At 40.0% G+C, this 1,344-nt stretch carries 2 protein-coding genes and 2 pseudogenes; 2 read left to right on the top strand and 2 right to left on the bottom strand.

What is annotated here, in order from left to right; genetic code table 11:
• A partial coding sequence (locus L4C36_RS23745; RefSeq protein ID WP_428480214.1) for a hypothetical protein occupies positions 1-262 on the top strand: 262 nt, incomplete at its 5' end.
• Positions 263-321: 59 nt separating this feature from the next.
• A pseudogene (locus L4C36_RS23740) lies at positions 322-531 on the top strand (hypothetical protein); the annotation flags it as partial.
• Here L4C36_RS23740 and L4C36_RS23735 read toward each other — a convergent pair.
• Complete coding sequence (locus L4C36_RS23735) at positions 446-883, bottom strand: STY0301 family protein (RefSeq protein ID WP_428480213.1); 438 nt, start codon at positions 881-883, stop codon at positions 446-448. The pseudogene L4C36_RS23740 and the gene L4C36_RS23735 overlap by 86 nt on opposite strands.
• Positions 876-1,214, bottom strand: a pseudogene (locus L4C36_RS23730) (BPSL0067 family protein); the annotation flags it as partial. The pseudogene L4C36_RS23730 and the gene L4C36_RS23735, both read right to left, overlap by 8 nt.
• Between the last annotated feature and the right edge of the window lie 130 nt (positions 1,215-1,344).

The raw sequence follows: 1,344 nt of genomic DNA, 5'->3' as shown, positions 1-1,344 counted from the left end.
TTCTCATACTGAACTTAGCCCTGACAATCAGTATCGTGCAGAAATTTACTATGTAAATGGATTTCGTCGCCTTTTGAGCTTTAATCGAAACGTAGTGGAGATGAATGACGCCGGATATATAGAAATATACCGCGAAAAAGATGGAAATTTACTAGATAAAAGCGAAGTTATATCACTATCAGGTACAGGTCCGAGCTTTTGGAGTGATAATCCGAACTCTTACCAATGGGGCGCGACTTGGGCCTCAATAATACTGGAATAACAACCAGTGTTTCTCACTGATTGCATCTTCCAGTACCAAAGCGAGTCTAACTGGCCTGTGCGACAGCGTTGGATGCAAAGGCTTACTTTGCACATTTTTATTCATTCAGGTAGCGAGGATTGAATAAAAATTTTAATGGCTTGCTCAGACAGTACATCCATAAAGGGACCGATTTGCGACAAGTCAGCGACAAACAGCCTGCTGCTGAGTGGTGTCTTTTGTCATCGTTACCTGACACGATGAATAGTCTTTTGGCATTTTTTTTGTGATGCTTGCCGCTGTATTTCCATACCGACAAACCAACCAACTTCCCCCTCCCACAGAAGAAGATAAGTCATAGTCAGAGAAGTAAACGCCCTCCTCAATTTCAACTATCTTAGCGGGTTTCAAAAAGGCTTTATCGCGGGGTGGCCCATCCGTAAACCCCACAGAGGTGAGATAATGATTAGCTGTGTTCGTGGCAGTGGTTTCTGGTGTTGACCATCCTGCTGGGATATTCTGGACAGCAGATGCTACTTCAATTTTTTCCGGGCAGGGGTAAATATCTTCTGCGTATGAATTAGCCATATAACAGGAAAAAAAAGATATAATCAGTAATTTAATTTTCACTTTATTATTCATGCATTATCACCGAAAAAGCATCTGCATTATTACTAGGATCAACGTAACTACCGTCAGCATTCCTACCTTTAAATTTAATCAGCCTAGCATTGATAGCATTTTCCGATGCCCATTGATCCATCACCCAAATACCACCAGAAAACTGACTTATGTATAATGCTGCATGATTTCCCGTTCTCTTATTCGGGTACTTACCATCAACAAATGTAGCAATAGCTGTTCCAAGTCGGATTTTCGTACGATTTCCTCTTACTGGTATACCTTCAACCCAAGTGCTCGCCTTTCCAACTTTTGTATACCACTGCACCAAACCAGCACAAGAGCCATTACTGACTTTTGGTTTATCGTGTAAATATTTTACATTACTGTAAAAAAAGGACCTTTTGACATGAAAATTCCTTTAATAACGTTTCCGATAATAATTAATGTAAGAACAATATAATTACTTAATAGCATTAACC

This window comes from Photobacterium japonica (genome assembly GCF_050337005.1).
GTDB lineage: Bacteria > Pseudomonadota > Gammaproteobacteria > Enterobacterales > Vibrionaceae > Photobacterium > Photobacterium japonica.
Note: the sequence above shows the minus strand (reverse complement) of the source record. Positions and strands in the feature narration are given on the sequence as shown.